This window comes from Terrisporobacter mayombei (assembly GCF_020748465.1).
GTDB classification, from domain to species: domain Bacteria; phylum Bacillota; class Clostridia; order Peptostreptococcales; family Peptostreptococcaceae; genus Terrisporobacter; species Terrisporobacter mayombei.
The window spans coordinates 543,601-567,457 of the sequence record NZ_JAHZMP010000003.1; the positions used below are offsets into that span (position 1 = coordinate 543,601).

General features: G+C 29.4%; 22 protein-coding genes and 1 other annotated feature. Of the genes, 1 reads left to right on the forward strand and 21 read right to left on the reverse strand.

All coding sequences use genetic code 11. The annotated features are described in order from the left end of the window. Positions 1-76: 76 nt before the first annotated feature. From K0039_RS13330 to purR, 19 genes are all read right to left on the reverse strand, one after another. Positions 77-1,003, reverse strand: a complete 927-nt coding sequence (locus K0039_RS13330; protein ID WP_228105556.1) for a Ppx/GppA phosphatase family protein — start codon at positions 1,001-1,003, stop codon at positions 77-79. A gap of 151 nt (positions 1,004-1,154) precedes the next feature. After that, complete coding sequence (locus K0039_RS13335; RefSeq protein ID WP_228105557.1) at positions 1,155-1,448, reverse strand: FtsB family cell division protein; 294 nt, start codon at positions 1,446-1,448, stop codon at positions 1,155-1,157. After that, on the reverse strand, positions 1,445-1,921 hold the full coding sequence (gene yabQ, locus K0039_RS22815; RefSeq protein WP_228105558.1) for a spore cortex biosynthesis protein YabQ: 477 nt from the start codon (positions 1,919-1,921) through the stop codon (positions 1,445-1,447). Before yabQ ends, K0039_RS13335 begins: the two co-directional genes overlap by 4 nt. Beyond that, positions 1,921-2,175 carry a sporulation protein YabP gene (gene yabP / locus K0039_RS13345; protein ID WP_228105559.1) on the reverse strand — a complete coding sequence of 85 codons (255 nt, stop codon included), beginning with the start codon at positions 2,173-2,175 and terminating at the stop codon, positions 1,921-1,923. The genes yabQ and yabP overlap by 1 nt, the downstream gene beginning before the upstream one ends. A 60-nt stretch (positions 2,176-2,235) precedes the next feature. Beyond that, positions 2,236-2,478 (reverse strand): RNA-binding S4 domain-containing protein, encoded by a 243-nt coding sequence (locus K0039_RS13350; RefSeq protein ID WP_228105560.1) that lies wholly within the window; start codon positions 2,476-2,478, stop codon positions 2,236-2,238. Between the two features lie 72 nt (positions 2,479-2,550). After that, positions 2,551-2,835, reverse strand: a complete 285-nt coding sequence (locus K0039_RS13355) for an HU family DNA-binding protein (RefSeq protein ID WP_018591954.1) — start codon at positions 2,833-2,835, stop codon at positions 2,551-2,553. Between the two features lie 80 nt (positions 2,836-2,915). Then, entirely contained in the window at positions 2,916-4,364 is a 1,449-nt protein-coding gene (gene yabN, locus K0039_RS13360) for a bifunctional methyltransferase/pyrophosphohydrolase YabN (protein ID WP_228105561.1), read from the reverse strand. A 75-nt stretch (positions 4,365-4,439) separates the two neighbouring features. Continuing rightward, complete coding sequence (locus K0039_RS13365; protein ID WP_228105562.1) at positions 4,440-6,056, reverse strand: putative polysaccharide biosynthesis protein; 1,617 nt, start codon at positions 6,054-6,056, stop codon at positions 4,440-4,442. Between the two features lie 141 nt (positions 6,057-6,197). Beyond that, positions 6,198-6,737, reverse strand: a complete 540-nt coding sequence (locus tag K0039_RS13370) for a stage V sporulation T C-terminal domain-containing protein (RefSeq protein ID WP_228105563.1) — start codon at positions 6,735-6,737, stop codon at positions 6,198-6,200. A gap of 107 nt (positions 6,738-6,844) precedes the next feature. Next, on the reverse strand, positions 6,845-7,837 hold the full coding sequence (locus K0039_RS13375; protein WP_228105564.1) for a peptidylprolyl isomerase: 993 nt from the start codon (positions 7,835-7,837) through the stop codon (positions 6,845-6,847). 16 nt (positions 7,838-7,853) lie between these two features. Next, a complete protein-coding gene (gene mfd, locus K0039_RS13380; protein ID WP_228105565.1) occupies positions 7,854-11,246 on the reverse strand; it encodes a transcription-repair coupling factor in 3,393 nt (1,130 codons plus the stop codon). Between the two features lie 13 nt (positions 11,247-11,259). Then, positions 11,260-11,823, reverse strand: coding sequence for an aminoacyl-tRNA hydrolase (gene pth / locus K0039_RS13385; RefSeq protein ID WP_228105566.1), 564 nt, complete (start codon positions 11,821-11,823; stop codon positions 11,260-11,262). 12 nt (positions 11,824-11,835) lie between these two features. Beyond that, on the reverse strand, positions 11,836-12,399 hold the full coding sequence (locus tag K0039_RS13390; RefSeq protein WP_228105567.1) for a prepilin peptidase: 564 nt from the start codon (positions 12,397-12,399) through the stop codon (positions 11,836-11,838). 391 nt (positions 12,400-12,790) lie between these two features. Beyond that, complete coding sequence (locus tag K0039_RS13395; RefSeq protein ID WP_228105568.1) at positions 12,791-13,852, reverse strand: type IV pilus twitching motility protein PilT; 1,062 nt, start codon at positions 13,850-13,852, stop codon at positions 12,791-12,793. A gap of 352 nt (positions 13,853-14,204) precedes the next feature. Beyond that, positions 14,205-15,155 carry a ribose-phosphate diphosphokinase gene (locus tag K0039_RS13400; RefSeq protein ID WP_228105569.1) on the reverse strand — a complete coding sequence of 317 codons (951 nt, stop codon included), beginning with the start codon at positions 15,153-15,155 and terminating at the stop codon, positions 14,205-14,207. 60 nt (positions 15,156-15,215) lie between these two features. Then, positions 15,216-16,592, reverse strand: a complete 1,377-nt coding sequence (gene glmU, locus K0039_RS13405) for a bifunctional UDP-N-acetylglucosamine diphosphorylase/glucosamine-1-phosphate N-acetyltransferase GlmU (RefSeq protein WP_228105570.1) — start codon at positions 16,590-16,592, stop codon at positions 15,216-15,218. A 212-nt stretch (positions 16,593-16,804) separates the two neighbouring features. Then, positions 16,805-18,028 (reverse strand): tyrosine--tRNA ligase, encoded by a 1,224-nt coding sequence (gene tyrS / locus K0039_RS13410; protein ID WP_228105626.1) that lies wholly within the window; start codon positions 18,026-18,028, stop codon positions 16,805-16,807. Positions 18,029-18,110: 82 nt separating this feature from the next. Further along, positions 18,111-18,362 (reverse strand) — a binding site (T-box leader). Positions 18,363-18,606: 244 nt separating this feature from the next. After that, complete coding sequence (gene spoVG / locus K0039_RS13415; RefSeq protein WP_228105571.1) at positions 18,607-18,885, reverse strand: septation regulator SpoVG; 279 nt, start codon at positions 18,883-18,885, stop codon at positions 18,607-18,609. 165 nt (positions 18,886-19,050) lie between these two features. Then, the gene (gene purR, locus K0039_RS13420) at positions 19,051-19,929 is read right to left on the reverse strand and encodes a pur operon repressor (RefSeq protein WP_228105572.1); all 879 of its coding nucleotides are present in this window, start codon (positions 19,927-19,929) and stop codon (positions 19,051-19,053) included. 235 nt (positions 19,930-20,164) lie between these two features. On the opposite strand from purR, the gene murC reads away from it, so the two are divergent. Beyond that, positions 20,165-21,523, forward strand: coding sequence for a UDP-N-acetylmuramate--L-alanine ligase (murC, locus tag K0039_RS13425; protein ID WP_228105573.1), 1,359 nt, complete (start codon positions 20,165-20,167; stop codon positions 21,521-21,523). Between the two features lie 45 nt (positions 21,524-21,568). Here the strand turns inward: murC and K0039_RS13430 are convergent, their stop codons facing one another. Together K0039_RS13430 and K0039_RS13435 are read right to left on the reverse strand one after the other, a co-directional pair. Further along, positions 21,569-22,357: a hypothetical protein gene (locus tag K0039_RS13430; protein ID WP_228105574.1), complete on the reverse strand. Its 789-nt coding sequence runs from the start codon at positions 22,355-22,357 to the stop codon at positions 21,569-21,571. A 141-nt stretch (positions 22,358-22,498) separates the two neighbouring features. Further along, complete coding sequence (locus K0039_RS13435; protein ID WP_228105575.1) at positions 22,499-23,749, reverse strand: hypothetical protein; 1,251 nt, start codon at positions 23,747-23,749, stop codon at positions 22,499-22,501. Positions 23,750-23,857 lie beyond the last annotated feature (108 nt).

The window sequence follows — 23,857 nt, forward strand, 5'->3', positions numbered from 1 at the left end:
GTTTACTATTTACAATGAATTATATCAAAGGGGAGAATTATATTTTGTCGCAATTGGTTTTAGTATTCCTAAAAAATTAAGACATATTTTTTGAGTTTTGACACATTAGGCCTTCCAAATTATCGTACTCACTTATCATTATTTTTTCAAATTCTAACTTTTTCATTACAATATGTAATATTTTTACACCAGCCGTTATAATATCCGCTCGTTTTGGCTGTAGGCCTTTTAAGGTTTTCTTATCATTTAATGTCATTATTTTTAAATTTTGTAGAATTTTTTCTAAATCTTTTTTTGTAACCACACTATTATGAACTTTTTCCATAGAATATACTTCTAATTGTTGATTCATAGCAGAAAGTGAAGTAATTGCGCCTCCAATTCCTATTATTTTGCTTATATTCATTGTTCTAAGCTTATCTATAGTAGATGATATGGTATCTTCTATAAAAGTTGTCATATTATTAAATTCTTCATTACTAATTGGATCTGTGGTAATAAATTTTTCTGTCATTCTTAGTGCTCCAACATTTTCACTTTTACAAAACTTAATTCCTTTCTCATTTCCCACTATAAACTCTGTAGAACCACCGCCGATATCTATTACTAATATATCTTCTTTTTTATCACCTTCTGTGCCTTGCAGTACACCCATAAAGCCTAAATTAGATTCCTCTTCTCCACAGATTATCTTAACATCTATATCTGTTAGGTTTTTTGCCTCATTAACAAAATCTTGTCCATTTTTACTATCTCTAAGCGCTGATGTTCCCATACAATATACTTTGTCACACCTTTCCTCTTTACATTTATCAGAGAACTCTTTAAGTGCCTTTAAATTTCTTTCTAAAGCATCTTTTGTAATATATCCTTCTTGATTAACACCTTGACCTATTCTAGTTGTATTTATGTACTTTTTTCTATTTTCTATTTTATTGCCTTCATAATCTGCAATTAATAATCTCATGGAATTTGTCCCTATATCGATTGTTCCTATTTTCATTTTTTTCCTCCTTAGTTAAAATTCTCTTTGCTTAGTGGGCGCTAAAATTCATATCGTCAACGAGATGCCTTGAGTTTACTATCACTTCAGGCAACGACCTCGCTCAAATTAATAAGTTATAATATATTATTATAAACGAAAAAGAGATAACTTAGTTATCTCTTTCACTGGAATCTACATATATTATTTCATTTGATTTAATCATGCCAAGCTCTTCTCTTGCCGCCGATTCTAAATCGTTACTTTTAGAAATCTTTTCTAACTTATTTATTTCCTCTTTAGTATCTTCTATCTGGTTGTTTATTTGTGCTATCTGGCCTTTATACTCATTTATTTTTCTAATTTGAAATATAAATCCAGTGATGATACTAAACACTAAAAAAAATACAAATAAACTTAGAATCATATACTGACCCATAAATCTTTTTAACATTTTTATCTTCATGCACCTACACCCTTTTTCTTTTTTCTTTTTCTCTTAGTTGATAAAAGTATACTTGGTATATAACAAATAATATCAAAGATAAAGTGTATTGAATAGATAATAATGTAATACAAATTATTTAAAAAACTGACTATGTAATGTATAGTCTTTTTGGATAAGCTTGTTATAAAAGAAATTATTTTATTGAACAGGGTAAAAATATACTTACTTATGGTGTTGTAATATAAAATAAAACCTAGAAATAAGGCTACAAAATGATAATATCTTAAGTCAAATCTTTCTAGCAAATTAATTGTTATAAAAATTACCGAAGTTATAAGTATCCAAAATATAAGATCAAAAACAAAAGATATTCTCTTTACTATTTTGAAATTCGATCTTAATGCTCTGTAAAAATCAAGCAATAGTCCTATTACTATTCCACCATAAATAGTTAAGTAAAATATACCTATATCTTCTACGAAAAATCCCATTATTTAAATACCTTTTTTAAGAATTTTTCTTCAGGTTTTTTCTCTTTTGCATAACTTATAGAGTTTACTGTACCTTCCACACTTATTATACTTTCTTCTAAATTTAGCTTATTCATATCCAAGCCTTCACCTTCCACAATAAGCCTTCCTGCAGAAGTTAAAAGCTCTACCCTCTTATCATTAAAAGAATATATATGATCCACTCCTGATATAACTAGATTAGATCTATCTTTTAAACTTATACTATGTTCCATAATATCCCCCCAGTATATATAAATTACTCCTAATATAAATATACTGAGGTCATGTGAATATTATTCTATTATCTCATACATTTCCTTTGCTTCAGCTTTAAGGACATGTTCTTTTATTTCAGTTATTTTAAACTTCATTATTTTTTCTCCAAAAGTAATTTCTAATACATCACCCATATTTACTTCTGAAGATGATTTCGCTTGTTTTCCATTTATAGTAACTATTCCTTTGTCACAAGCTTCTTTGGCTACAGTTCTTCTTTTTATTATTCTGGATACTTTTAAAAATTTATCTAGTCTCATATGACCTCCTTAGTATACAGAAAAAGTGTGGGAAGCCCACACTTTTATCTATTATTAATTTCTATTATGTTCTTATTTGTTTATAGCTTCTTTTAAAACTTTTCCAGCTTTGAATACTGGAGCTTTTGAAGCAGGTATTTCTATAACTTGTTGTGGGTCTCTTGGGTTTCTTCCTTGTCTAGCAGCTCTTTCTCTAGTTTCGAAAGTTCCAAATCCTACTAATTGTACTTTTTCTCCTCCAACTAATGCTTCTTCAACTGAAGCCATGAATGCATTTAATGCATCTTCTATTTGTTTTTTAGTTAATTCTAACTCACTTTTTTCTGCCATTTTTGATACTAATTCAGCTTTATTCATTATTTTTACCTCCTAAAATGTGTTAATATAAAACTCTTTTCTTGTAAGTTCTATATATTTATGAAATTTCCTTCTATTATTTATTGAAATTTAGCCTTCTCCCATAGTTTATCCATCTCTTCTAATGTCATTTCTTCCAATGTCTTATTCATTGCTTTAGCATTATCTTCTATAAATTTAAATCTTTTTATAAATTTCTTACTAGTTAAGTTTAATGCTTCTTCTGGATCAACTTGTAAAAATCTAGCTAAATTTACTATTGAAAATAATAAATCGCCTAACTCTTCCTTTATGTATTTTATATTCCTTGATTTACATTCGTCAAGTAGTTCTTTGTATTCTTCTTCAACTTTTTTACAAACATCGCCAATATTATCCCAGTCAAATCCTACTAGGGCGACCTTATATTGTATTTTTTCTGCTTTAGTTAGAGCCGGCAAAAATTGAGGAATCCTTTGTAAGCCCTCAGTTACACTGGTCTCACCTTTTTCCTTCTTTTTCAGTTCTTCCCATGTTTTATCAAATTTATTCATATCTATATCAATATTTTCAAAAACATGAGGATGTCTATGTATTAATTTGTTACAAATGCTACTTGATACGTCACCTAAGTTAAAGAATCCTTCTTCTTCTCCTATTTGACAATGGAATATAACTTGTAAAAGTACATCTCCCAACTCTTCAATTAACTCATCAATATCGTCGTTGTCAACAGCTTGTACCACTTCATAGGCTTCTTCTATCAAATATTTTTTTAAAGACTCATGAGTTTGTTTTGCATCCCATTCACAACCTGATGGCCCTCTAAGCTTTTTCATTATATTTTGTAGATCATGAACTGTATTATATAATTTTTTATCACCTTTGGGTATATATAAACTTGTTAAATAACTAAAAAGTTCAGGTTTTCTATCAAGTTCATATAATTTTACATATGTTTTATTTTCTAAACTTTTTATCCCTGCACCATTTACTATACAAACTTCTTGTTCATCATCATAATGTTCCATTAATTTTAATTTAACATTTGATGCAATAAAAGAGTCATATATTTGCGTTATTATAGTATTTGTACTTATATCTATATAAGACTCTTCTAACTCAAAAGCATCTAATAGTTTAAATCCTTCTGCTGGGTCTACTCCTAGATAATTGTACATAGCATCTACAAAGCTCATAGACGGTATTATATCCAGTTCTAGGTTATTTACTATACATAAGCCCTCTATAATGCCTACAGTCTTTTCTGCAACGCGAGGATGGCCTGGAACTGCATAAACTAAGTCTTCATTTTTACCTTTTTCTACTATAAACTTTGCAATTTGTCCATATACCTCTTCAAAATTATCTTCTTTTTCATAAAAATAATCTAGAGCAGTATATTGAATTTTATCTTGTAATTGTTCTACTGTTGGATGTTTCTTAGTTCTTAAATAAACATTAGAACTAGAACTTAATGCTTCCAATGCCCCTTGGCTAATTAAGGAATAATCTCCAGGTCCTAGTCCTACAATAGATATTTTTCCCATTTTATTATCTCCTATATATGAATGATAAGATTATAAACATTAACATAATCTTATCATTCATTTATATATTATTTTCTATTTCATAAGTTTAAGTTTTCTTAAAACTGAGTAAATTTTTTCACCTTTTGGCATAGTTAAAATTTCATCTTTTCTAATTCCGCCTATTCCTAGTAAAACCAAACCATAAACAAGCCCACCAATAGCTATTGAAACTAGAGTTGATAATGAGTTTCCTAAGAAACCTACCATAAATCCATATGATAGTTTAACAACTACATACATCGTTATAACTGTTATCATTGGTTTTATAACAAACTCTTTCGGTGATAATCTTAATTTTAGATGTTTCTTTATATATATAAACTCTATTATAGATGCTACTGCGTATGCTGATAAAGTACCTATTCCAGAACCTATTATATTTATTGAAGGTATACCTGTTAACACATAACTTATTACTACTTTAAATACCATACCAACTGCTAATGCTATAACTGGTACCATAGGTTTTCCCATACCCTGTAGTATTCCATTTTGTGCATATATTAAACCTAAGAATACTGCACAAGGAGACACTACAAATAACATAGTTCCAAGGGTTGCTGGTTCAGCAGGATATAATAGTTTCATTATTGGCCCTGCTAGGGCTGCGAACCCAAATGTAGCTGGTAAAGTAACTAACAATATAGTCTTTAGACCTGTCTTAGCTTCTTTTCTTACTCGTTTCATTTGCTTTAATGCATAAGCTTCTGAAATAGATGGTACTAAACTCATTCCTATAGCTTGGTCTATAACTACAAGTAAGTTTACAGTTGATATTGCCATTCCTGATAATTGTCCAAGTAGAGAATTGGCTTGTTCAATATTAAATCCAGTTTCTGTAAGCCTTCTTACTACTATTACACTATCTACCATATTTACTAAAGGCATTACACATGCACCTATACTTATAGGTATAGCAACATATAGTAATCTTTTAAGGATTGTACCTGTACTTTCAAGCTTTATATGCTTACTTTGAGCTATTTCAGCTTTTCTAGATTTACTACCTCTTAAATATATGTAAATTAAAAATACAGCAGACGCAAATCCACCTATTGCAGCTCCTAGTACTCCACCAGCAGCTCCCATTTGCTCTCCAAAGTTTTTCATAAGCATATATGCTAAGAATAACCCTAATACTACCCTGAAAAACTGTTCAATTATTTGAGAAATAGCTATTTTAGACATCTCTCTTCTTCCCTGGAAATATCCTCTATAAGAAGACATCAAAGGAACAAATAGTAATGCAGGAGAAATAGCAATTAATGCTGCATATGCTCCACTATTTTTCAAAAGTACTGTAGATATAAAATCTGCACCAAAGAAGAAAAATGAAAATGATATCAATCCAGTAATAAATAAAACTGTATATGATATTCTAAATGTTTTATTTGCTCCTCCAAAATCTCCTACAGCTCTTTGTTCTGAAACTAGTTTTGCAAGTGCTGTAGGAAACCCAGCTGTTGCTAATGTTAAGAACAGAGTATATACCGGGTATACCGCTTGATAATACCCTAATCCCGTTGATCCAATTATGTTACCAAGAGGAATCCTAAAAAATGCACCCATTATCTTAACGATTATACCTGCCATGCCAAGTATAAGCGCACCTTTTAAAAAGGATTCTTTATTATTATTGTTATTACTCATAACGTAACCTCCCAATATTTATATAACAAACTTTAATATATCATATCTTTATAAGTATATTCAATAATTTAAGATTTTTTAATTATTTAGAAAACAAATTTTTTAAATACTAAAGGCCCTTAATATAAGGGCCTTTAGTATTTATTGTACCTGCTTTCCTAAAAAGCTAGTTGCAATTTTAAGAATCTTTTCTATGTCTTCAGAAAAAACTTCATTTTCTTTTGTAACTACTGAAATTGAACCTATGCAGTCTCCTGAGTCGCTTATAATTGGCATAACAATTTGACCGCTATATGGAGTAGAATCATCTTTGTATAATGGTATCATTTTATTATCATTAGCATGTTTAACTACTCTATTTTCAATTAATTGTTCTAGTTCATTGCTTATACTTTTTTCTTTATAATCTTTTTTAGGTAATTTAGATACAGCTATTATAGAATCTAAATCTGTTACTACAACACCTTGTCCTAGTGTTTCACCTAGGGTTTCAGCATATTCTTGCGAGAATTCATTTAATTCTCCTATTGGAGAGTATTTTTTAAGGATTACTTCTCCGTCTTTAGCTGTAAATATTTCTAGAGGATCACCTTCTCTTATTCTAAGGGTTTTTCTAATCTCTTTAGGAATAACAACTCTTCCTAGGTCGTCTATTCTTCTAACTATTCCTGTAGCTCTCATTTATTAATTAATCCCTCCATCACTGTCTTTATATGTATATATTTTTACCATTGATAAGAAAAATATACAAAAAAAGCTATATCCTTAATTGGACATAGCTTATTATATTAAAATTTAGCAGATTTTACAATATCTTCTTTTTGTTCTATCTTAGAATCTTTTTTTAGTTTTTCAACATATTCAGTATATTTTTCACTTGCTAACGTAGTCTTTATTTTATCTTTTACATCGTCATAAGTTTCTTGCTTATCTACCCTATCTGTAATTTTTATTATGTGATAACCATATTGAGTCTCTACTATATCAGATATTTCCCCTTTTTTCATGTTAAAAGCTGCCTTTTCAAATTCAGGTACCATTTGACCTTTCCCGAAAGAGCCTAAATCTCCACCATTTGATGCTGATGAGTCCTGAGAATATTCTTTAGCTACCTTTGCAAAGTCTTCTCCAGCTTTAACTTTAGCAAGAGCTTCTTCTGCTTTTTTCTTAGCTTCTTTCTTTTTCTCTGCTGATAATTCTTTACCTTCTTTATCTTGAGTTTTTAATAGTATATGAGAAGCTGTCACAGTATCAGTATAGAAACTCTTTTTGTTATCTTCATAGTATTTTTTCATATCAGCTTCTGATATTTTTGTATCTTTTTCAAATTTTTCTTGCAAGTTACTATTAGCTAAATCTCTTGTAAATTGAAATTTTAGAAAATCTTCATTTATTCCTATTTTTTTAAGATTTTCTTTGTAGTCATTCTTATTTTTTATACTTTCATTGAAACTATCTATCTGCTCTTGTACTTGTTTATCTGTGGGAGTAACTTTTTCTTTTTCTGCTTGTTGATAAATTACTTCAGAACCTATCATAGTTTCAAGCACCATTTCTTTCAATGTATCTTTGTAAGTTTTTCCACCTTCCATTTCTTTAGACCAGATATCACTTCCATAATAAGATTCCATTGACGATTTATTTAAAGCTAATAATTTTTGGTAATTTCCTAAAGTTATGTCTTGTCCATTTACTGTGGCCACTGCTTTTTTGTCTGCACTACATCCTATTAATGATACTGTCATCATTAAGCATAAGATTAAAGTAAATATTTTTTTCATAAAACACCTCTCCAAATTAATTATTTAATTTTAACATTTTTTCTAATAGTTCTTCTAGTTCCTTAACTATCTTATACCCTATTGTTTCTTTAGTTTTGTATCTAGTTAAAGGACTTAAAATTATTTCATCTTTAACTTGTCTTACCTTTTCTATTTTAAGTTTTTTGCACACAGATTTTATATAAGCAATGTTTAATAATGTTTCCACAGGTTTAGGAATATCTGAAAATCTATCTTCCAGTTCATATTGAACTTCTGCTAAATCATCTTTATTTTCTATACATGCAATTTTCTTATACATTTCTAACTTTATTAATTCATCATCAATATAATAATCTGGAATATATGCATTAACACTTAAATCAATTTCAACTTCTACTTCTTCAACTATAAGTTCTCCCTTAACTTTTCTTATGGCATCGTTTAACATTTTAACATATAAGTCGTATCCTATAACTGCCATATGACCATGTTGTTGAGAACCTAATATATTTCCTGCTCCTCTAATTTCCAAGTCTCTCATAGCTATTTTAAACCCTGAGCCAAACTCTGTAAACTCTTTAATAGCTTTTAACCTTTTTTCCGCTACTTCACTTAAGACTTTATCTTTTTCATACATTAAATAAGCATAACCTTGTCTAGAACTTCTTCCAACCCTACCACGTAACTGATATAACTGCGCTAGACCCATTTTATCTGCATCATAAATTATCATTGTATTAGCGTTGGAGATATCCATACCAGTTTCAACTATTGTTGTACAAACTAAAACATCATATTCCTTATTTAAGAAATCAATTATAATGTTTTCTAGGACTTTTGGAGTCATTCTACCATGTGCTACAGAAACTCTAGCATCCGGAACCAATTCTTGTACTTTTGCAGCTATTCTTTCAATTCCTTCAACTCTGTTATATACAAAGAATACTTGCCCACCTCTAGCTACTTCTCTTTCCACCTCATCTTGTATTATACTTTCCTTAGCCTCTGTAACATAAGTTATAACTGGATGTCTCTCTTGCGGCGGATCTTCTATAACACTCATGTCTCTAATTCCACTAAGCGACATGTGAAGAGTTCTTGGTATAGGCGTTGCCGATAAAGTCAATACGTCTACAGTATTTTTTATTTTCTTTAAAGATTCTTTATGCTTAACGCCAAATCTTTGCTCTTCGTCTATAACTACTAATCCTAGTTTAGGTAGATTTATATCTTTTGAAACAATTCTGTGAGTTCCTATTAATATATCAACCAAACCTTTTTTAGCATCTTCTATAATTTGTTTTTGTTGTTTTGGTGTTTTAAACCTACTTAAAACTTCTACTCTGATTGGATAATTTTCAAACCTTTCTTTGAAAGTATTGTAATGCTGCTGAGCAAGTATAGTAGTAGGAACTAGTACTGCAACTTGCTTATTATCCATACAAGCCTTAAAAATAGCTCTAATCGCTACTTCCGTCTTGCCATATCCAACATCTCCACAAACTAATCTATCCATTACTTTTGAAGATTCCATATCTTTTTTAGTTTCTTTTATAGCTTTTAATTGATCTTCTGTTTCTTCGTGAGGGAATAAATCTTCGAATTCTTTTTGCCAAAGAGTATCTTTTGAGAATTTGAATCCTTTAACTTTTTCTCTTTTTGCATAAAGCTCAATAAGGTCTTTAGTCATATCTTCTATTTCTCTTTTAACCTTAGCTTTTGCCCTAGTCCACTCACTAGTTCCTAATTTATTTAATTTAACTCTTTCAACATCCGCACCAATATATTTTTGTACCTTATCCATTTGATCAATAGGTACATAAAGATTATCTCCACCTTGGTAAATTATTTTTATATAGTCTTTTTTAATTCCATTTACTAAAACTTGTTCTATTCCAGTGTATCTACCTATACCACTATTTTCATGAACAACATAGTCTCCTATATTCAAATCTAAGAAAGAGTCAATCTTTTTCCCATTTTTATTTTTATTTTTTTTCTTTTTTGCTGAAGTTCTTTTTTGAACTCCTATTATTTCATTATCAGTAATTACTATAAATTTAATTGATTTATATTCAAAACCTCTACGTATATTTCCCGGGCAAATAATTATTTGGGAAGATTTGATTTCAACATCTCTACTTTTAGACACTATGGCTTCCACATTGAACTCAATCAAGTCCTTACTTAACTTCTTTGCTCTTTCTAAGGTGCTTGTAACTAATACAACTTTATTTCCATTATATTTTAATCTGTTTAAGTCTTCTGCTAAAAGTTCCAATTTACCATTATAAGGAGGTATTTCCCTAGAATCAAAATTAATAATTCTCTTTATGTTAAACTCATTTATCTGTCTTGTTAATAATGTATTTAGAAGAATGGATCTGTTTTCTATAAGATAACTTAAATCATTATAAGTATAAATTAGCTTACCTTGATTCTTCAGAGCCAGTCCTCTTTCTAGGTTTAATTTGTAATTTTCTTTAAACTCATTAAAGCAGTTTTCACACTTTTCCTTAAGTCTTGTAATATCTTGTGTAAAAATTACTGCATCTTCATTTAAATAAGTAAAAATACTTTTGTTGTCTTGAGGATAAACATAGTCAATGTAATTTTCTATCCCTTCAAAATAAGTTCTATTTGATATTTTATCAATATTGGAAATAGCATCTTCATCTGTACTATCATTAACTTCTTTTTTAAGATTTTTTACTATTTTATCCAATTCTTCAGGATATATAAACTCCCTTGATGGCGTTATTACAACTTTTTTTATTTTTTCTATAGACATTTGTGAAAACACATCAAAAGTTCGTATAGAATCTACTTCATCGTCAAATAATTCCATACGAATAGGGTTAGTGTACTCTAAAGAAAAAATATCTATTATTCCACCTCTTATACTAAATTGACCAAACCCCTCAATTTTAGAAACTCTTTCATATCCTAAATTGACAAGGGTGTTAGTTAATTTTTCTATATCAACAATATCTCCAACTTTATAAGTAATTATATTGTCTATCAATACCTTTTTTGGTATATATTTCCTCAAAATAACTTCAGCAGAAGTCACCGTAATAACCTTTTCTCCTTTAGCCAATTTAAGTAATGTTTTTAATTTTTTTGCTTCTTCGCTTCTGTCCTTTGCATCTAAATGATAAAAGTAAATATCTTGACTTGATAAATATTCTACCTTTCCTTTAATATAGCCTTCTAAATCCTCATAAACTTTTTTTGCTTCTAAATCACTATTGGCAATAAAAAGGATTTGTTTTTTTAATTCTTTAAATATGGAATAAACTATATGTGGCTTTTGCATAGGTAATAAACCATTAACTAAGGCTGCGCCATCACTTTTCTCAATATAGCTTATAATTTCCTTATATTCATTTAAATTCTGCAAAGGATATAATAATACATCCTTCATGATAGCCTCCTAATTATTTTCCATTAAATTTATTCATCGATAAATCTATGTCTTCTCTAATTATACAATCTATAGCCTTAATAGCTTTTTCTAGACCGTCCTTTAAATCTCCTTCTTCTTCCTTACTAAATCTAGAAAGAACAAAACTTGCTAAATCCCTACCTGGCTGTGGCTTAGAAACTCCAACTCTAACTCTTGGAAAATCTGTTGTTCCTAGGCACTTCACAATAGATCTCATCCCATTGTGAGTACCACCACTGCCTTTTTTTCTTATTCTTATTTTCCCAACATCTAAATCTATATCATCATATATTACTACAATGTTACTCGTATCTACTTTGTAAAAATTATATATCTCAGCTAAAGATTCCCCACTAAGGTTCATATAAGTTACAGGCTTTACAAGGACAACCTTCTCGGTACCTACTCTTCCTTCTCCTATTAAAGCTTTATGCTTCATTTTAGTTACACTTATACCATATTCATCTGCTAAAATATCTATTACATTAAATCCTATGTTATGTCTTGTATTCTCATATTGTTTTCCTGGATTTCCCAGACCTACTATTATATACATTTTTATCCTCCTTTATAGATTTCTGCTTAGAATGTCAAAATATAAATTAATTATATCCTTTTGTGTTAATATTATTAAAATTGTCGCTAAAGATATAAATGGTGTAAAAGGAATTGATGATTTTATAGATTTTCGCTTTCTTAAAAGTATATACCCTCCATAAATACTAGCTAACATAAATGATAAAAATATCATATATAAGCTATATTCTTGTCCAAGAACAAAAGCACAAAGTCCATAAAAACCTATATCACCATCTCCCAGCGATTTTGTTGCTTTTGCCAAAATATATGATAGAACAACACCTATAAATAATCCTTTTATGTGACTCATTGAACCTTCGCTTAGCTGTTTGTTCAATAAAAAAATAACACTCTGCATAATTATACCACTAAGTATTGTTATATCATATACATAAGTTGTTCTAAAATCAATTATTGAAACCACTGTTAAAAAAGGAATTAATGCCATATAACTTATGGTTTGTATGCTTAACTCATACTTAGTATATATTAAAATAGGTATTATCATGTTTGGTAAAAATATTAATATTTTATTGGTTAGATTTTTATCCATGCAATTATCTAGTCTATAGATTATTTTTTCTGAAATATAGGATAAAATCATAAAAATTATTGCTATTGTTAAATATATCATAGTTTTATTTTTTAAATCTAAATAATAGTATGGTTTTATTTCCCCAATATTTATAATTATTAAATACTACTTCATTTAATATTTTTCCTTTATGATAGAAGTATTTAATATTATAGTTTTTTATTATTAATTTTATACAGTTGAATTAAATTGTATAAAAAATCAGGTATTCATTTCAGATACTGTTTTATAATTTTTATATAATTTATAAAAATATTAAATTTACATACCAATTATTCTAACTAAATACACAAATCAAATCTATTATTCTTAGTCTTATATTATATCCCGGAAAGTATGTCTCAAATGTCTAGTATCTATCTCCAACTAATCTACTAGTGTATTCATAATCCGTACATCTACTAAGTACACTCTGTCTTGATATCCTTCCTTGTCTATATAAATTAACTAATTCTTGATCCATAGATTGCATACCGTGCTTGCTTCCTGTTTGTATAATATTTTGAATTTGATAAGTTTTATTTTCTCTTATCAAATTCCTTATTGCTGGGTTTGATACCATAATTTCTAAGGCTGCTACTCTATTTCTTTCATCTATAGTCTGTAATAACTGTTGAGAAATAACACCTTCACATACAGTCGATAACTGTGTTCTAATCTGATGTTGTTGCTCTGATGGAAACATATCTACTATGCGGTCTATGGTTTTGGCTGCTCCAACGGTGTGAAGAGTAGAAAATACTAAATGACCTGTCTCCGCTGCTGTTAATGCTATAGAAATCGTTTCTGAGTCTCTCATTTCCCCTACAAGAATAACATCAGGATCTTGACGAAGTATTGCTCTTAGAGCAGAGTTAAAGCTTTCAGTATCTTGTCCTATTTCCCTTTGATTTACTAAGCTTTTCTTATGATTATGAACATATTCTATAGGATCTTCCAAAGTTATAATATGTCTTTGTTGATTTTTATTTATTATGTCTATAAGACTTGCAAGAGTTGTACTTTTACCACTTCCTGTTGGTCCTGTAACTAACACCAAGCCTTTATGTTTTTCTGTAAAAGTTTTAAGAATCTCCGGTAGTCCCAGGGTTTCGAAGGAAGGAATCTGAGAAGTAATGGTTCTTATTGCAATAGCATAATTTCCTTTTTGCTTATATGCATTTACCCTAAACCTTTCTCCACTTTCTATAGATACAGAAAAATCACATTCACCATGTTCTTCAATTTTTTTAAAATTTTTATCTCCAGCAATTTTTTTTGTCATATCTTCTGTATCATGCTTTGTTAATATATTTTCTGTTAATTTTGTAAATCTTCCTTTTATCCTAGCTACTGGTACACTACCTACTGTAATATGTATATCTGATGCTTCAAGTTCTATTGCTGCTCTTAATATATCAAATATATTCATGATCTGCTCCTTGTAATCATTTAAATTATCATTTTTTCACCATGTCCTATGAGTTAATATCATGATTAGTCTTATAGTTAAATTCATTACCAGAACCGTTTAATTTAATACTCATTTTCAAGCTTTTAATTTATATTGTTAATTCCATAAATTTAAATAAAAAATTTATTTTGCTCGAGCGCCGTGTCGGATAAATACTTCATGTCAACAATGAGATGCCTTCGTTACCACTTCAAGTCACTGTATGGTCACCATGCAATTTCAGACAACTCCATTGCTCAAGTCAAATAGTTTTAAATTAAAAAAGAGATATTAATCTATGGATTAATACCTCTTACATATAAATTACTAATTAGAATAAAACACTTACAGATTCATTAGAGAATATTTTCTTAATAGCTTCTCCAAACATTTCTGCTACTGTTAATACTTTTATTTTATCATTTTCTTTTTCTTTAGGAAGTTTTATAGTATCAAGAACTATTAACTCACTAATTGCAGAGTTTTCTATTCTTTCTATAGCTGGTCCAGATAAAACTGCATGTGTACAACCAGCATATATATTTTTAGCTCCGAATTCTTTAAGTGCATTAGCCGCATTTGTTATAGTTCCGGCTGTATCTATCATGTCGTCTAGCATGATAACATTTTTACCTTTTACATCCCCTATAAGATTCATTACTTCACAAACATTAGCTTTAGGTCTTCTTTTGTCTATTATAGCTATTGGAACTTCTCCCTCTAACTGATTAGCAAATTTTCTAGATCTAGTAACACTTCCTAAATCTGGTGAAACTACAACTAAATCTTCTATATTTTTCCCATTAAAGTAGTTAGCTAATAAGCTTCCTCCTAATAAATGATCTAGTGGGATATCGAAGTATCCTTGTATTTGAGAAGCATGTAAGTCCATAGTTAAAACTCTATCTGCTCCTGCTGCTGTTATTAAGTTTGCCACTAATTTAGCTGTGATTGGATCTCTTGCCTTAGCTTTTCTGTCTTGTCTTGCATATCCGTAGTATGGTATAACTGCTGTTACTCTTCCTGCAGATGCTCTTCTTAATGCATCTATCATTATTAATAATTCCATTAAATTATTGTTAACTGGGTTGTTAGTAGATTGAACTACGAATACATCACAACCTCTAACTGTTTCATTGATGTTTACGCTTATTTCTCCATCGCTAAATGTTGTTACTTGGCAATCAGCAACCTTTACTCCTATATATTCTGCGATTTTTTCAGCTAACTCCTTATTCGAATTACCTGCAATAATTTTAATCTCGCTTCCGCTAGTATTCATTACTTATCCTCCTGAAAATTATATAAATATTATTAGGTGTTTTCCTAAAATAATAATTAGCTATTTATTCTCATCTCTTTTTTCTTTTTGGGCTACCCAACCTTCTTTTATAACCTGTCTTTGTCTAGCAATAGCTAAAGCGCCTTCAGGTACATTGTCAGTTATAGTAGACCCTGTTGCAATATATCCTTTTTCTTCAACTGTAACTGGTGCAACTAAGTTCGAGTTAGAGCCTATAAATGCTCCATCTTTTACTATTGATTTGAATTTATTTTTTCCATCGTAATTTACAAATACTACCCCACATCCTATGTTAACATCTTTGCCTACATGGGCATCTCCTATGTATGACAGATGTGATGCTTTTGAGTTATCTTCTATAGTTGCATTTTTAACTTCTACAAAGTCACCTATTTTCACATGGTTTCCTATGTTACTTTTTGGTCTTAAATATGCATAAGGACCAACTGTAGTGTTTTCTCCTATAGTAGAATCTATTATTGTAGAGTTTTTAATTTCTGTGTTATTTCCTATAGTTGAGTTTGTTATAGAATTATTCATTCCTATAATACACTCATTACCTATCTTAGTTTTACCATGAAGCATAGATCCTGGATATACAATTGTATCTTGTCCTATTTCTACATCTGTTTCTATATAAGTAGATGCTGGGTCTATTATAGTAACTCCATTTAATAGGTGGAATTCATTTATTCTTTTTCTCATAAGAGTTTCCGCTTTAGATAATTCTAATCTAGAATTTACACCCATTAATTCCTCAATTGTAGAACCATTGAATGCTCCAACTTTAAACCCTTTATCTCTTAATATTTTTATTGTGTCAGTTAAGTAATACTCTCCTTGAGCATTGTTGTTATCAAGTAAGTCTAGTGATTCTCTTAGCATCTTACCTTTGAAACAGTAAATTCCAGAGTTAATTTCATTCACTGCTAATTCCTCAGCATTTCCATCTTTTTGCTCAACAATTTTTAGTAAATCACCATTTTTATCTCTTATTATTCTTCCATATCCAGTTGGGTTCTCAACTTTCGTAGTTAAAACTGTAGCTGTATATTCATTTTCTATATGGTAATCAAATAATTTTTTTAGGGTTTCTTCTTTTATAAGAGGTGTGTCTCCACATAAAATAACTATTGTGTCTTCATCATTTATGTATTCTTTTGCCATTTTAACAGCATGACCTGTTCCTAGTTGCTCTGTTTGCATTGCAATCATAGTATCTTCTGGTAGTATATTTTTTACGATTTCTGATTCATGACCTAATATCGCTACTACGTCTTTAACACCAGATTTTTTTGATACATCTATAATATGGTTAACCATTTCTTTTCCGCACACTTTATGAACAACCTTTGGATATTTTGACTTCATTCTTGTACCTTTTCCAGCAGCAAGAATTATGGCTTTAAAGTTCATATTTTCACTCCATTTCAATAAAGTTTTTTATAATTGTTACTATTATGGTGTATTATTTGTTGAATAGTATATAATTCAATCGTATTATTGTCATATATAATATAGCATTCTTTTTATGAAATTACTAGGTTTTTGTATTTCTTTGCATTATCTTAGTATGCACAAAAATAGCAGCAACTATAATTTAGTAGCTACTGCTATTTACTATATCATTATTTTATAACTACTTTTTGGAACTTTTTCTTTCCACGTTTTATAACTATACCATCACCAGATAAATCATCTTTAGTGAATGTAGCTTTAAAGTCATCAACTTTTTCACCATCTACAGTTACTCCACCTTGTTCCACATTACGTCTACCTTCTGATCTAGTAGGAGCTAATCCACCTTTAACTAATAATGATATTATATCTATACTTCCATCAGTTAAATCAGCATCAGTTAATTCTGTTGTAGGCATGTTATCATGTGCTGCTCCTGAGAATAAAGCTCTTGCACTTTCTTGTGATTTTGTAGCTTCTTCTTCACCATGAATTAATTTAGTTAATTCAAATGCTAAAACTTCTTTAGCTTGGTTTATTTTATTATCTTCCCATTTTTCCATAGCTTCTATTTCTTCTAATGGTAAGAATGTTAACATACGCATACATTTGAATACATCATCATCTCCAACATTTCTCCAGTATTGGTAGAATTCAAATGGAGAAGTTTTGTTTGGATCTAGCCATACTGCACCATTAGCTGTTTTACCCATTTTGTTTCCTTCTGAGTTAAGAAGTAAAGTTATAGTTAATGCATAAGCATTTTCTCCTAATTTACGTCTTATTAATTCTGTCCCAGCAAGCATATTACTCCATTGGTCATTTCCACCTAATTGCATTTGGCATCCGTATTTTTCGTATAAATGATAGAAGTCGAAAGCTTGCATTATCATGTAGTTGAATTCTAAGAAACTAAGTCCTCTCTCCATTCTGCTTTTGTAACATTCAAAGCTAAGCATTCTATTAACACTAAAATGAGTTCCCACTTCTCTTAATAATTCTACATAATTTAAATCTAATAACCAATCTGCATTGTTGACTAATAAAGCTTTATCTTCACCAAATTCTATAAATTTACTCATTTGTTTTTTGAAGCATTCACAGTTGTAATTTATTTGTTCTGGAGTCATCATTTTTCTCATATCAGTTCTTCCAGATGGATCCCCTACCATTGTAGTTCCTCCACCAACAAGTGCTATTGGCTTATTTCCTGCCATCTGTAATCTTTTCATTAAACATAGAGCCATAAAATGTCCTACATGTAAACTATCTGCAGTTGCATCGAACCCTATATAGAATACTGCTTTACCTGCGTTTATAAGTTCTTTTAATTCATCTTCATCTGTTACTTGAGCAACTAATCCTCTAGCAACTAATTCATCGTAAGTCGTCATTGACATAGTGTTCCTCTCCTTTATAATTATATTTTAAAAATCAATTTTATAATTTGTTATAATAAAAAAAGCCCTCGTCCTTAAAAAGGACGAGAGCATATCTCGCGTTACCACCTTCATTTATAAACAATTCACACTGCTTATCTCAGTTAGTATCTAAATAAATACTATGACACTATAACGTGTGTCAAATTCGTCACAGCCTACTCAATATTTTTCTTTCGGTGTGAAGCTCAAAGATGTATTCATAATTAATTGTATATGCACCTCTCATCAACCGGTAACTTTCTGTTTATCTTCATTAATTACTACTTGTTCTTATCATAGCTTTTATATAAAACTAATTTTCATATTTATATCTTATGATATTATCATAATTTTATTTCATGTTTTTGTCAACATTTCTTCAAATCTAATAATATTTTTTATTATCTTCATTTAGATATTTTTATTATTAGCCATAAAATAAAAATAATACATTATTATCTTAATAATTCAAAATTTTTCATTAAAAAAGAGCCGATTAAGTCGACTCGTTTATTTATTGCAAATTTTTAAAATATTCCCATTTTATTTAATTATTCTGCAGCAACTTCCAGTTGAGCTAATGCTTCTTCATATGCCTTTAAAACAGCATTCTCTAAAACTTGTCTCATTTCTGCATTTATTGGATGAGCGATATCTCTAAAGTTACCTTCTCCAACTTTTCTACTCGGCATAGCTATGAATAGTCCATTTTGACCTTCGATAACTTTTATGTCGTGTACTACGAATAAATTATCAAAAGTTATTGAAACTATACATTTCATTTTCCCCTCATCAGTAATTTTTCTTACTCTTACGTCAGTTATGTTCATACCTCAATATCCCCCTTTGTGATTTTGACAAAATACAATTTACCCAATATAATTATAAACTGTTTGGTAAATAATTCTATACTTTTTAACAAATTCCTTTAATTTTTCAGAGTTTTTTTTATTTTTTATTCATAAAAATAATTATACAGCTTGAATTAGTTAGAATTACTCAGCAATTTCATCATCATCTACATTGTCTAAAGTATCATCCACAACGTCTTCTGTTCTATATTCATCTTTAAAAGTTTTTAAATTTGGCTTAACAACTATTTCATTTTCTCTTGTATCTATTTCTATTAAAGATATATAATCTTCAACTAATTTATTCTCTGGTGTAGATGTTGTTATGAATACACCCGTTCCTATTACTTCTGCACCAAATTCATTCATAAGTTGAGTCATGCCTTTTATTGTTCCTCCACCTCTCATAAAGTCATCTATAAGAATAACTTTACTTCCTGACTTGATAGCTTTTCTTGGTAAACTCATACTTTCTACTTTTGAATTGTCTCCTGTAACATAAGTCATACTTAATGTTGGTCCTTCTGAAACCTTTATGTCTTTTCTTATTATGACTAATGGCAAATTCATAGCTTTTGCAGTCATAAGAGCCATAGGTATTCCCTTTGTTTCCATAGTAACTACATAATCCGCTTCAGAGTAATCTATATTTGAAGCAAATATCTTTCCTATTTTAGCTACAACTGTTGGATTATATATTAAATCTATTAAATATAGAAATCTTCCTGATAAAATTCTATCTTGCGAACTTATTTTTTCACATAATTCCATTAGGAAGTTTTGATTTTCTTGTATTGATGTTTTAGGTATGTATTTTACTCCACCAGCCGCTCCAGAAATTGTTATAACCTTACCTAATTGTAATTTTTCGAATACATTTTTTACAACTAATAAATCTTCACTAATTGTAGACTTGGCAGCGTTAAATGTTTCTGTGAAATAGCTTAATGTATAAATTTTATTTGGGTTGTCAGATAATATCTTGACTATAGCACCAATTCTTTCCGTTCTCTTAAACTTCATTGTTTCAGTAACCTCCTACAATTACAACATTTATGGTATAAAGTAAATAATGCATAAGATTTTATTGTATGATATAATATTAGTTATGTTTCATATATTATGAAAAAATAAATAAACTATAATATATGAATTAGTATATGCATATGATACTTAAAATATTGAACATTATTTAATTATACCACAAAAATTGTTCTTATTCATAGAAATAAATTAAATGAAAGGTGGTTTTATTATTATGAAGATACACTTCATCGGCATAGGCGGAATAAGTATGAGTGCTTTAGCTGAAATATGCCTTAATAAAGGCTACGAAGTTTCAGGCTCAGACATGAATAAATCTTCAATGACAGAGAAACTTCAAGCACAAGGTGCAAAAATTTATATTGGCCAAAAAAAAGAGAACATTGTTGATGGATTGGACATGGTAGTTTACACTGCTGCTATACACACAGACAATGAAGAACTTATGGCTGCAAAAGACAAAAACATACTAACAATAAACAGAGCTGCATTTTTAGGACAAATAATGAGAGAGTACAAAAACTCAATAGCAGTTTCGGGTACTCATGGAAAAACTACAACTACTTCTATATTATCGACTATATTTGATTCAACTAACTTAGATCCAACAATCTTAGTTGGTGGTAACTTAAAATCGATTGGTGGTAATGTAAAAATAGGTAACTCTCAAAACTTCATAACAGAAGCTTGCGAGTATACAGATAGTTTTTTAAATTTTAACCCTAAAATAGCAATCGTTTTAAATATAGAGGAAGATCATCTTGATTATTTTTCTGGAATAGAAGAAATTAAAGCTTCATTTAATAAATTCGGAAAATTATTACCTAAAGATGGTCACTTTGTAATAAATGGTGATAGCCCTAATACAGACGGAATACTACATGATGTCAAAGCTAATGTAATCAAGTATGGTAAAGAAGCTTCAAATGATGCTATCATAAAAAATATTCATTTTAATGATAGTGGATTTGGATCATTTGATTTAACTTACTTTGGAAAAGATTTAGGTACATTCCAATTATCTGTTCCTGGTGTACACAACATTTACAATGCTGCTTCTGCCATAATAGTTTCTTTAGTTTCTGGAATAAGTGTAGAAGACATAAAAGATAGCATTATTAAATACACAGGTGTTGGAAGAAGATTTGAAATTAAAGGTACTTTTAACGATGCTTTAATAGTTGATGACTATGCTCATCACCCAACAGAATTAAAAGCAACTTTAGCTGCTGCTAAAAAACTAAAAAAATCTACTTTATGGTGTGTATTCCAACCTCATACTTACAGTAGAACAAAATCTCTTTTCAATGAATTTGGAGAAGCATTCTACTCTGCAGACAAAGTTATAATAACTGATATCTACGCTGCTAGGGAAGATGATCCAGGAGATATTCATTCTAAGGACTTAGTTGAAAAACTATACCATAACAATGTGGATGCTATATATATCAGCAAATTCGAAGATATTGTTGATTATCTGAAAGCTAATATGCAACCTAACGATTTACTAATAACTGCTGGTGCAGGTCCTGTTTATCATGTTGGTGAATTATTACTTGAAGAAAGTAAATAATAACAAAAAAGTAGAAAATTTGATAAATCAAATTTTCTACTTTTTTTATTTAGATAATTTAAAAACTTCATCTTTAATATAATCATATAAAGCTGTATGCACTTCGTAATAAGAATTTAAATCTTTAGATTCTATTTTTACGTAATTAGCTCCCATAACTTCAACTTTTGCTTCATAATTATCAGCTTTGATTTCAATTACAAAATTATACTCACTTCTTTCCTTACTCTTTTCTGGTTGTACTTTACCAACCACTCTTTTCGCAGCCATTGTATTTGCTAAATCATCATATTTCCACTTACTTAAATTCTTTGTTGTATCTTTATAAGTTATCTTAACTTCTTTCCACGTTTTATATTGCTTTATAAAATCAAAAGATGTATAGATACTCTTATCTAATATTTTTTTAAATTCGTCTTTAGATGCTACAGGAATTTTATAATACTCTTCTTCATTGACTGTATAAATTCTTATTACATCTAAATTTGTTGAAAACTTTAGTCCGTCATCTGAATATCCTTCATAAGTAGACTCATAAGATGCTGGTTTTCTTATTTTGCTAATATCCTCAAAAGAGTATCTTAACTCTTCTAATAATTGCTCATCAACTCTAACATCTGATACAGTACCATCAGATAAATAGATCTTATCTTTTTCCTCTAACTGTTTAAGTAAGGATCTATTGTCTTCAGGCTCTTCTATTTTCACTGCATTGTCTTTACTACTATTGTCTTTATTAGAGAAAAGAGTAAACGATATAATATATACACCAAAAAATAGTATAATAGCTGCAACTAAGAACACTGATTTTTTTATTTTTCTTTTTCTGGCCATGTCTTACCCCCGGTTAAATGTTTTATATAACTATTATATAACGTTTTGTTGTTAATTTTAAGATTAATTTATTTTAAATAGTTCTTTTCCTTACAGCTCACTTACTATTTCATGTGTATTATATCATATAAACCGTTTATTTTATTTAACTATTCGTCTTGCTTTACAATCAACAAAACATAACCAGTAGCCTAAAGAATTATTTCTATTATCACATGCTTGATATCTTGTAAATCCTGTATTTCCCTTATCTGGCTGTTCATTTTTTCTTCCTGGTACTGCATAAATGTAATATTGTCTCTTATTATATTCATCATATTGTACTCCAAATAAGTAGTGTCTGTATTTATAAGACTGCATTATAGCATCGCTGTACATAGTATAGTTTAAAGAATTAACATAACCTAAGTATGGCATTGTATAACCACATAAAGTTGTTGGATTAATTTCTATTTTCCACCATCTAGTACTATCAATATAATCTGCCACAAAAGGTTTTACTTCTCTAAAATATTTTAAACCTTTTTTAATTTGTCTTGGCATTAATAATGTACTAGCCGTTTTAGTTGGTTCTGTTTTAGTTTTTACTGTTTCATAAGCATTTTTTGTGTATTGCTTTTCTAAAACAGATTTCGCTTTGTTTATTTTCTTTTCAATATAGTCATCATCTCTACTTTTAGTGTTTTTCTTTTCTGGCACTTTTGATTGTATATTAGGCTGAACTTCCTCATATTCTTCATCCTCTACTTCTTCGTATTCATATTCATCTTCTTCAATTTCTTCGTAAATAACTTCCTCGTATTCATATTCATTACCTCTTATATCATCTTCTTCAACATATTCGATCTCTTCATATTCCTCGTATTCTTCATATTCATCGTATTCTTCATACTCTTCTCTATCTATATCTTCATCATCAACATATTCTTCATCTATAACATCATCTACCTCAACATATTCTACTTCTTCGTATTCATACTCATCATCATCTACTTCTTCAAACTCATATTGTGGAGGAAATAATATTTCTTCAAAGTTTTCTATTTTGCTCCCCTTAAAACCTATAAGTGGGACTGCTCTATCTTGTATAACTGCTATTCCTTTTATGTCTATATCCTCATCACCCATATCTAGGCTAAACTCACCTTTTCCTTGACTATTAACATTAAAGTTACCTAAATCTATGGTTTCGTAGTCACTTCTTATTGCTACTACTGTATAACCTTCACTTACACTTTTCAGATTTTCAGCATACAAAGCTATAACTGATTTCTCATCAGTGACTTCAATTTTTGCAAAAGCCTTTGGCGATACCTTATCTTTAAATCTATAGTTCATGTCTTTCGCTTCTAGCATGATGTAATCTCTTTTAAACTTTCTTTTGGTAGCCATCAGTTTCTCACCCCTTAACATAATCTCTCAAGAAATTATATGTAATAACTTATTTATTAAGTACTATGAAAATCTAAAATAAAAAAGCCCAGTATGTAAGGCATACTA

Bases quoted from the DNA above. Each gene is read 5' to 3' on its own strand.
- K0039_RS13350 (WP_228105560.1), bottom strand. From the start codon at position 2,478: ATGAGACTAGATAAATTTTTAAAAGTATCCAGAATAATAAAAAGAAGA.
- mfd (WP_228105565.1), bottom strand. From the start codon at position 11,246: ATGAAGGATGTATTATTATATCCTTTGCAGAATTTAAATGAATATAAG.
- K0039_RS13430 (WP_228105574.1), bottom strand. From the start codon at position 22,357: ATGGCCAGAAAAAGAAAAATAAAAAAATCAGTGTTCTTAGTTGCAGCT.
- yabP (WP_228105559.1), bottom strand. From the start codon at position 2,175: ATGGAACATAGTATAAGTTTAAAAGATAGATCTAATCTAGTTATATCA.
- yabN (WP_228105561.1), bottom strand. From the start codon at position 4,364: ATGGGAAAAATATCTATTGTAGGACTAGGACCTGGAGATTATTCCTTA.
- K0039_RS13375 (WP_228105564.1), bottom strand. From the start codon at position 7,837: ATGAAAAAAATATTTACTTTAATCTTATGCTTAATGATGACAGTATCA.
- K0039_RS13435 (WP_228105575.1), bottom strand. From the start codon at position 23,749: ATGGCTACCAAAAGAAAGTTTAAAAGAGATTACATCATGCTAGAAGCG.
- K0039_RS13355 (WP_018591954.1), bottom strand. From the start codon at position 2,835: ATGAATAAAGCTGAATTAGTATCAAAAATGGCAGAAAAAAGTGAGTTA.
- K0039_RS13400 (WP_228105569.1), bottom strand. From the start codon at position 15,155: ATGAATACTAGCGGAAGCGAGATTAAAATTATTGCAGGTAATTCGAAT.
- K0039_RS13395 (WP_228105568.1), bottom strand. From the start codon at position 13,852: ATGAATATATTTGATATATTAAGAGCAGCAATAGAACTTGAAGCATCA.
- K0039_RS13365 (WP_228105562.1), bottom strand. From the start codon at position 6,056: ATGAGTAATAACAATAATAATAAAGAATCCTTTTTAAAAGGTGCGCTT.
- K0039_RS13335 (WP_228105557.1), bottom strand. From the start codon at position 1,448: ATGAAGATAAAAATGTTAAAAAGATTTATGGGTCAGTATATGATTCTA.
- yabQ (WP_228105558.1), bottom strand. From the start codon at position 1,921: ATGGGATTTTTCGTAGAAGATATAGGTATATTTTACTTAACTATTTAT.
- K0039_RS13390 (WP_228105567.1), bottom strand. From the start codon at position 12,399: ATGGATAAAAATCTAACCAATAAAATATTAATATTTTTACCAAACATG.
- pth (WP_228105566.1), bottom strand. From the start codon at position 11,823: ATGTATATAATAGTAGGTCTGGGAAATCCAGGAAAACAATATGAGAAT.
- glmU (WP_228105570.1), bottom strand. From the start codon at position 16,592: ATGAACTTTAAAGCCATAATTCTTGCTGCTGGAAAAGGTACAAGAATG.
- spoVG (WP_228105571.1), bottom strand. From the start codon at position 18,885: ATGAACATAACTGACGTAAGAGTAAGAAAAATTACTGATGAGGGGAAA.
- tyrS (WP_228105626.1), bottom strand. From the start codon at position 18,028: ATGACGACTTACGATGAATTAGTTGCTAGAGGATTAGTTGCTCAAGTA.
- purR (WP_228105572.1), bottom strand. From the start codon at position 19,929: ATGAAGTTTAAGAGAACGGAAAGAATTGGTGCTATAGTCAAGATATTA.
- K0039_RS13330 (WP_228105556.1), bottom strand. From the start codon at position 1,003: ATGAAAATAGGAACAATCGATATAGGGACAAATTCCATGAGATTATTA.
- murC (WP_228105573.1), top strand. From the start codon at position 20,165: ATGAAGATACACTTCATCGGCATAGGCGGAATAAGTATGAGTGCTTTA.
- K0039_RS13370 (WP_228105563.1), bottom strand. From the start codon at position 6,737: ATGAGAGCTACAGGAATAGTTAGAAGAATAGACGACCTAGGAAGAGTT.